This window comes from Bacillus sp. 22475, from assembly GCF_052044835.1.
Classification (GTDB): Bacteria; Bacillota; Bacilli; order Bacillales; family Bacillaceae_G; genus Bacillus_A; species Bacillus_A cereus.
Genome location: NZ_JBQENW010000105.1, coordinates 1 through 403 on the forward strand (window position 1 = coordinate 1; position 403 = coordinate 403).

Consider the following 403-nt stretch of genomic DNA (forward strand, 5'->3'; position numbering starts at 1 on the left):
CTGCCAAACTACCTGCCATGAAGAAAGAGCTTGTTTGGCTAAAAGAAGTGGATAGTATTGCGATTCAGTCGTCTGTTCGCAACCTTGCGGATGCTTATACACGCTTTTTCAAAAAACAAAACAGCGCACCGCGCTTTAAATCTAAGAAGAACAACGTACAATCTTATACCACAAAACAAACAAATGAAAACATTGCCATTATAGGGAACAAAATAAAGTTACCGAAACTAGGCCTTGTTCGATTTGCCAAAAGTCGTGAAGTAGAGGGACGTATTGTAAATGCTACAGTTAGACGGAACCCTGCTGGTAGATATTTTGTGTCACTATTAGTTGAAACAGAAGTACAAGAACTTCCGAAAACACATTCTTACATTGGAATAGATGTAGGACTAAAAGATTTCGC

General features: G+C 38.7%; 1 protein-coding gene. It reads left to right on the forward strand.

The features are described 5' to 3' along the window. Positions 1–403 (forward strand): RNA-guided endonuclease TnpB family protein (locus ACTJJY_RS32125; RefSeq protein ID WP_440607456.1); only part of this gene is annotated, 403 nt, incomplete at both ends.